8 protein-coding genes and 1 pseudogene are annotated in these 6,650 nt (G+C 53.5%); 8 read left to right on the top strand and 1 reads right to left on the bottom strand.

The window, feature by feature from the left end; all coding sequences use genetic code 11:
- Positions 1-265 precede the first annotated feature (265 nt).
- The 8 genes and pseudogenes from ACUNV4_RS30070 to ACUNV4_RS30035 all read left to right on the top strand — a co-directional run bounded on the left by ACUNV4_RS30070 (position 266) and on the right by ACUNV4_RS30035 (position 5,674).
- Positions 266-652, top strand: a complete 387-nt coding sequence (locus ACUNV4_RS30070) for a hypothetical protein (protein ID WP_430882374.1) — start codon at positions 266-268, stop codon at positions 650-652.
- Positions 649-1,050, top strand: coding sequence for an IS66 family insertion sequence element accessory protein TnpB (gene tnpB, locus ACUNV4_RS30065; protein ID WP_430882373.1), 402 nt, complete (start codon positions 649-651; stop codon positions 1,048-1,050). Before ACUNV4_RS30070 ends, tnpB (ACUNV4_RS30065) begins: the two co-directional genes overlap by 4 nt.
- Before the next feature lie 4 nt (positions 1,051-1,054).
- A complete protein-coding gene (tnpC, locus tag ACUNV4_RS30060; protein ID WP_430882372.1) occupies positions 1,055-2,728 on the top strand; it encodes an IS66 family transposase in 1,674 nt (557 codons plus the stop codon).
- Between the two features lie 21 nt (positions 2,729-2,749).
- The gene (gene tnpB, locus ACUNV4_RS30055; protein ID WP_430882375.1) at positions 2,750-2,926 is read left to right on the top strand and encodes an IS66 family insertion sequence element accessory protein TnpB; all 177 of its coding nucleotides are present in this window, start codon (positions 2,750-2,752) and stop codon (positions 2,924-2,926) included.
- Positions 2,927-2,968: 42 nt separating this feature from the next.
- Entirely contained in the window at positions 2,969-4,372 is a 1,404-nt protein-coding gene (tnpC, locus tag ACUNV4_RS30050) for an IS66 family transposase (protein ID WP_430882371.1), read from the top strand.
- Complete coding sequence (locus tag ACUNV4_RS30045) at positions 4,336-4,440, top strand: transposase domain-containing protein (protein ID WP_430882370.1); 105 nt, start codon at positions 4,336-4,338, stop codon at positions 4,438-4,440. Before tnpC (ACUNV4_RS30050) ends, ACUNV4_RS30045 begins: the two co-directional genes overlap by 37 nt.
- A 42-nt stretch (positions 4,441-4,482) precedes the next feature.
- Positions 4,483-4,740 (top strand): annotated as a pseudogene (locus ACUNV4_RS30040) (IS5-like element ISGpr5 family transposase); the annotation flags it as partial.
- A gap of 217 nt (positions 4,741-4,957) precedes the next feature.
- Positions 4,958-5,674 carry a sulfotransferase domain-containing protein gene (locus ACUNV4_RS30035; RefSeq protein WP_430882369.1) on the top strand — a complete coding sequence of 239 codons (717 nt, stop codon included), beginning with the start codon at positions 4,958-4,960 and terminating at the stop codon, positions 5,672-5,674.
- A 242-nt stretch (positions 5,675-5,916) separates the two neighbouring features.
- Here the strand turns inward: ACUNV4_RS30035 and ACUNV4_RS30030 are convergent, their stop codons facing one another.
- Complete coding sequence (locus tag ACUNV4_RS30030; RefSeq protein ID WP_430882368.1) at positions 5,917-6,495, bottom strand: group II intron maturase-specific domain-containing protein; 579 nt, start codon at positions 6,493-6,495, stop codon at positions 5,917-5,919.
- Between the last annotated feature and the right edge of the window lie 155 nt (positions 6,496-6,650).

The raw sequence follows: 6,650 nt of genomic DNA, 5'->3' as shown, positions 1-6,650 counted from the left end.
TTATCCCCGGAACGTGCCCTGCAATCACTGCGTCGAATACAGCGCCACAAGATCGTGCTCAACGATAAAGCCCACTCGGGCATCTCTACCTTGTCCAAGGAACAAGGCTCTCTCCTGGACTCACTGAGCGTCGCCAAACCGGTCGAATCGCGCCAGTTATCACTGCTGTAGTGGCAATTTGACAAGCCACCTTCAATGCAATCAATAGCTTACGTCATTTGCTGTCGAACTCGGGAGATCACAGCCAATCGCACTGGAGAATTTGATGAGCCATTCCCACCCGACCTCTCTGATCGATGTCCAGGTCGCCTTCGAGCACTGGAGAGCACAGCGTACCCATCGCCAACCTACGCCCAGACACCTACGCTCCCTGGCGGTGGCACTGCTTGACCAGCATATCCCCTTCACGATCTGTAAAGCGTTGGGTGTCAATGCCAGCGCACTCAAGCAGTGGGCAAAGGAGGAGCCGGTGCTCACTCAGAGCTCGTTCGTTGTTTTGCCCGAAGAGCCCACGCGTGTCATGCCCGACGTTGTTGCTCGAGATCCCGAGTTATCGATCACACTGCCCAATGGAGTTCAGCTGAGTCTGGTCTCGGGCGTGTCGCTGCATGAGGCGTTGGCAGCGGCAAGCAGCGTGAGGATGCCGGCATGATTCTGCTCACGCATGAATCGCGCATCCAGCTCGGTGTTCAGCCTGCCGATTTCCGCAAAGGGGTGGATGGCTTCGTCTCGTTATGCAAGAACCATCTGCTGCTGGAGCCACGCGACGGAACCATTTTCGTGTTCATCAACCGTGCGCGGACGATGATACGAGCGTTGAGTTACGACGGTACCGGGTACTGGCTGATGACCAAGCGCCTGTCGCGTGGCAAGTTCAAACACTGGCCGACAGGGCAAGAGGCGTTGAGTGCCGCCAGTGCACGCGAACTGCGTCAGATCATCAATGGTGAACCGTGGCAACCGCAGGATGCCGTGTCATCGACGGCGGGCATTTCTTCCTTACAACATCCGGCTGTTTCCGTTATGGTTAACCCCCGCGCATCCCTGTGACCCGATGAATAGCCACGCATCAACCCGACCAGAAGTCCCGGCCGTGCGCGAGCTCAGTGAAGAGCAGCTGGATGGTTTGATGGATCGTATTCGCGAGGCGCGCGATCACAATCTGGCGCTCAGTAGCGATGACTACGATGTGCTGATGAGCGCCATGCTGATGCTGGCGAACATGCAGGAGCGCTTGCACAACAACGATCTGACGCTGACCAAGCTGAAGAAGCTGCTGGGCATGGTCGGCTCGTCCGAGAAGCTGAGCAAGCTTCGTCCCGACAGCGCTAATGAAGACCCCAATGCGAAGCCAGCTCGCCCCAAAGGCACGCACGGTCGGAAGGGCAAGAACAAGCGCCGAACAGGCATCCCTACTACCAGACCAACGGTGCATCATCACAGCATTGACAGCTTGAGCAAGGGCGACAGCTGCCCTGGCTGTTCGCTGGGCAAGGTGTATAAATACAACCCGGCGACACTGCTTCGGATAACGGCTCACTCGCCGCTCACCCGAGAGCAACACATCATCGAGCAGTTACGCTGCAATGGCTGCGGAGAAGTCTTCACCGCCGAGTTACCGGAGGCGGTCAGAACCGATGGGCGAGCCGACCAGCAGTACGGCTATTCCGCCATTGCCATGATGGGCATACAGCGCTACTACGGGGGTAGCCCCCTGTATCGTCAGGAAACCCTGCAGCAGCTGTTCGGTGTGCACATTGCCGCCTCCACGCAATTTGATCAATGCCAGAAGCTGGCTGATGCTTGCCAGCCGGTGTTCCAGCAACTCAAAGCCCTGGCGGCCGATGCCCAACGATATTATCTGGATGACACGACCAACCGGATCCTGAACAAGGTGCCGATTGAGAAAGAGCGTGCTGGCAGAACCCAGTGGCGCAGCGGCGTGTACACCTCGGCCGCATTGGCCGAATGCATACTCAGTGAGCCTGGCTCTGGCCCACCAGAAGGCACGCTCAGGCGATTAGTGCTCTTCCAGACCAACATCGGACATGCCGGCGAGTGGCTCGATGAGCTGCTGCGCGCCCGCAACCCCGAGCTGGGCAAGCCGGTACTGATGAGCGATGCCCTGAGTTCGAATCACGTCACCGAAGCGCAGTACGACAAGGCGTTGTGCAATGCACACTTCAGGCGGGGCTTTGCCGAGCTGGTGGATCAGCACCCAGGGGAGGTGGTATTTGTTCTGGAATGCTACGAACCGGTCTGGGCCAATGAGGCGCATTGCAAACGCGTGGCTCTGGATAGTGGGCAGCGACTGGCCTACCACCAGGAGCACTCACTGCCCCACATGAACAAGCTCAAAGCGTGGTGTGAGCAACAGCTATCCGAGGCTGGGTCGGTGGAGCCGAACAGCAATCTGGGTCAGGCCATGGCCTACCTGGTACGGCACTTCGAGGGGCTGAGTGCCTTCTGTCGAGTTCTCAACGCACCGGTGGATAACAACGAAATCAAGCGACTGATCAAACTGATCGTACGAGCCCGAAAGAACTCGTTGTTCTTCAAAACGCAGAATGGTGCCGACGTATCGGACGTCATCACCTCGATCCTGGCCACCTGTACCGAGTGCGAGGCCAACGCCTTCGACTACCTGCAATGCGTGCAGCGTAATCAGTTGGCGGTACGGGCCATGCCGGAGAAATGGTTACCGTGGAACTATCCGACTGACAAATGACGAGCGGTCGATAGACCATTAATCCGAAAATTTGAGCGCTACTGCCGAAAGCTCACGGCCGAGGAGAAGTTCCGTTGGCCAGAAGACGGTGAAGAGCTGTTGACGATCACCGGCGAGCAACTCAATTGGCTGCTTGACGGGTACGACATTGCCTCGATGAAACCACATCAAATACTGCAATACGAGTCCGTTTGCTGAGCAATTGTTGTTATAATGGAGCCCATGTCAGAGCCATTGGAAATGCCAGACTTCACACGCTTCGCAGCAACGGGGTTATCGACTCCCGACGCGATGATGGTGGCGTTGTTCGAGCAGCAAAAGATGCTGAGCGAGAAGGAAGAGCAATTGGCTGAGTCGCATTCGCTGCTCCAGAATCACGAGGCTCGCCTCGCTAATCAACAGGCACTCATCGCCGTGCTCGAAGAGCGACTGCGGCTGATGCAGCAACGCCAGTTTGGCAGCAAGAGTGAAAAGAATCTGCTGCAGGACGATTGGCTTGCTGATGAAGCAGAGACATTGGTCGATGGCAAGCCGGACAGTGATGATGGTGAAATCGATCCGGATGATGAGCAGAAGGATCCTGGTAAGCAGAAGAAGCCTCGCAAGAAAAAAGCACGCAAGGGCTTCTCGGCGGATCTGCCACGTATACAGCGCTTCATCACGCTGTCTGACGAGGAGCGTGAAGGCGCTCTGGAAACCTTCTTCGTCAAGGTCAAGGAAGAGCTCGATATCATCCCTGCCCAGGTGCAGGTGATCGAGATCATGCAGGAAAAGGCGGTGTTTCTCGATGAGCACGGTGAGCGCAGTCTCAAGGCCGCCGAGCGTCCTGCGCATCCGATCGGTCGCAGTGTCGCATCCATCAATCTGCTGGCCTGGGTCGTGATCGCCAAGTACGCTGATGCTCTACCGCTGTACCGACTCGAGAAGATCCTGGCTCGCTACGGTGGTGAGATCACCCGAACCACCCTGGCAAACTGGATCATTCGTCTGTCGGTGACCGTGCAGCCTCTACTACGTCGACTGGAAGCCCAGTTGATGAAAGCAGATTACCTTCAGGGCGACGAAACCAGGCTTCAGGTGCTCAAGGAACCGGGCATGGCGGCAACCGGTGATAAGTGGATCTGGTTGCTTAGAGGAGGCCCACCGGGCAAGACGGTGGTGAGCTTCAACTATGACAAGTCACGCGGCGGTGCGGTGGTCGAGCGACTGCTTGAGCACTTCACAGGCAACTACTTCCAGAGTGATGGCTACAGTGGCTATGACAAACCCTGCGCGGCCAAAAAAGTCGTTCACCTGGGGTGCTGGGACCATGCCAGAAGGAAAGTGGCGGAAGCGATCAAGACACACACGACACCGGACAAGGGCAAACCAAGCGTGGCCATGGTCATGCTCTCGCACATCAATGCGCTGTATCGCCTTGAGCGGGAATGGAGCGATCTTGATGATGATGAGCGTTGGAAAGAGCGCCAGAAAAAGGCGATACCGAAGCTTGCAAAGTTCAAGCTCTGGCTCGAGCAAAAGCAACCGACAGTGGCCAAGGATACGCTGACGCGCAAGGCGATCAATTACACGCTCAACCAGTGGGAACACCTGGTGCGCTACTGCGAATGGCATCGAACCCGTATGCCTACCTGCAATATGTGATCGAGCGGATCGCCACAGCGGACACGGATGAGGCACTGGATGCGCTCATGCTGTGGAACATGAAATAAGGGCAGGTAGAAACGCGGGATACCCTGTTACGCTGGCGCTTACATAGAGGACGGCACAAGCCCAGAGTGAGAGTCATACACCGAGGCAAGAAATTGAGCTATCGCGACAAGAAACGTCTGAGACGTCGCAGCATGGAGGAGGCGATGATCGGGCACATGAAAAACAAAGGACGCCTGGAGCGTTGTCCATTGAAAGGCAAAGACGGCGATGCCATTCATGCTTTGCCGTGTGGCATCGGTCGGGGCGGCCTTCAGTACAACCTCAGGTTGCTTCGTGCCCACTGGCAATATTTATTTGCCTTTTGAAAATGGGTCATCATTGCCTCAAAAAGACGTTGTTGCTGCTGTCGATCGGCACAAGTGCCGCTTTCGTGATGAGAAATATGGGGATTTTGAAGGCTGCCATATAGTCAGGCAGGATCGACTACTTGAGTTGCACTTACAGATTTAATTCAATCACTTATGCTGTGATTTGAGATATTGGTTTTTCGATGGTGAATGAATAATAAGGGATAGTATGAATAAGCTATATTCGGTTAAGCGGTTTAGGTCTAGGGTTTCATCAATTGCCCTGAGAAATTATCTTTCTAAGGAGGCTAATAGGGTAGATAGTATGGTGGTATGTGGTTATCCTAAGAGTGGAACAACGTGGGTTACTCAACTCGTTTCGCATATATGTGGTCTGGCATATAGTCAGAATGATGTTAAATTTTGTACTTCGGGTGTTGTCTTGCACACACATGCAATGCATTTTAAAGGCAAAGCAGGGTTGTTATATGTAGTCAGGGATCCGCGCGAAGTGGTTTGTTCGGCAGCCAGAGCTTTGAGTGGTAAGGTTGGATTTGCCGTCTATGATGCTAAGGGCAATGTAACAGCAGATTTTGTAGATTATTGTATGATCAGACTTCCTGGTGCGAGAATGGATATGGCGTCTTGTATGAATCTTGCTAAAAAGAACGGATGGGTAGTGGTTAGGTTCGAGGATCTTAAAAATGATGCAGTGAGGTATATTGAAGGTGCATTGGCCGATATGGGGATGATATATTCAAGCGAGCTTGTAGTTGAAGCCTGCGAAAAATATGATTTTATGAGATTGAAAAGAGAAGTTAGCGATAGCGTTTTTTTGGCTCAAAGCACCACCCAGTCATGGAAGACGCATCTCACGCGTGAAGGGATTGAGAAGATACGGTCACATTGCGGGGAAATCTCATCGTCATATGGCTATGAAATATAGAGTTTCAGAGGTGATCTGACGAGAGGTATGGTTGAAAGTGGTGTCTGAGCAAGGTTGAAAAAAAGCGGCGTATCTGGTTGATTGGTAGTTACCACACCATCAATCCACCATTAGAGATACACCATCGGATAGGCAGCGACTGTCACCAGCCGCCACCCTCCTGAGAACCGTGCATGCGAGTTTTCCCGCACACGGCTCAAGCCTTTGCAGAAGCCATTAGCATGACCCAGCAGTATAAAGAGTTAAACGGAAAACCATACTTCCTCACGCTTGGACAAACGGCGCTGACGTCTCCGCTGCTCGAAGTATGTGGTGTAGTTTGGATCGTAAGGTGTTGCTGCTGCAATTACCTTGACATGTCGAACGATTCTGATACTGGCCAAGTGGACTAGTCTGAACATGTCGGCATTCCCATCAACTGTACGTGTTTTCGCATGGAACCACCAGTTGGTGGGGGCTGGATGCTTGAAATACTTGTCAACTACCCAGCTTGCTCCCTTATTCGGATGTCTTCGTCGTACCCAGTGATAAATCGCCTGAAAAATGGCCCTATCGACCTTGCAGAAAGTCTGTTTCGAGACGACGTGACGGTAGTAGTTTGCCCAGCCTCTCAACTTGGGGTTGAGAAACCGGATCAGACTCTCAGTCTTGATCGTCGGGTGAGATTTGATCAGTGTGCGGATGTCATCAAGAAAGGTTTTGATACTCTTTCGTGACGGCTTGATTAGCAGTTTCCCACTATATTTACGCACATTGAACCCGAGGAAATCGAAGCCATCGTCGATATGGGTGATGTGAGTTTTCTCTGTCGAGAGGATCAACCCTCGCTCCGTTAGAAAAGCCACAATGGCAGGCTGAACCTTTGCCTCAAGAACCTCCCTTGAGATTCCGGTTACAATGTAAGCGCCAACGTAACAGGGTCCTCTGCGTTTCAACCCGCCCCTAATTCATATTCCACGGCATGAGCGCATCCAGT

The sequence above is a fragment of the Granulosicoccus sp. 3-233 genome (genome assembly GCF_052681095.1).
Note: the sequence above shows the minus strand (reverse complement) of the source record. Positions and strands in the feature narration are given on the sequence as shown.

Bases quoted from the DNA above. Each gene is read 5' to 3' on its own strand.
- ACUNV4_RS30070 (WP_430882374.1), top strand. From the start codon at position 266: ATGAGCCATTCCCACCCGACCTCTCTGATCGATGTCCAGGTCGCCTTC.
- tnpB (WP_430882373.1), top strand. From the start codon at position 649: ATGATTCTGCTCACGCATGAATCGCGCATCCAGCTCGGTGTTCAGCCT.
- tnpC (WP_430882372.1), top strand. From the start codon at position 1,055: ATGAATAGCCACGCATCAACCCGACCAGAAGTCCCGGCCGTGCGCGAG.
- tnpC (WP_430882371.1), top strand. From the start codon at position 2,969: ATGCCAGACTTCACACGCTTCGCAGCAACGGGGTTATCGACTCCCGAC.
- ACUNV4_RS30045 (WP_430882370.1), top strand. From the start codon at position 4,336: ATGGCATCGAACCCGTATGCCTACCTGCAATATGTGATCGAGCGGATC.
- ACUNV4_RS30035 (WP_430882369.1), top strand. From the start codon at position 4,958: ATGAATAAGCTATATTCGGTTAAGCGGTTTAGGTCTAGGGTTTCATCA.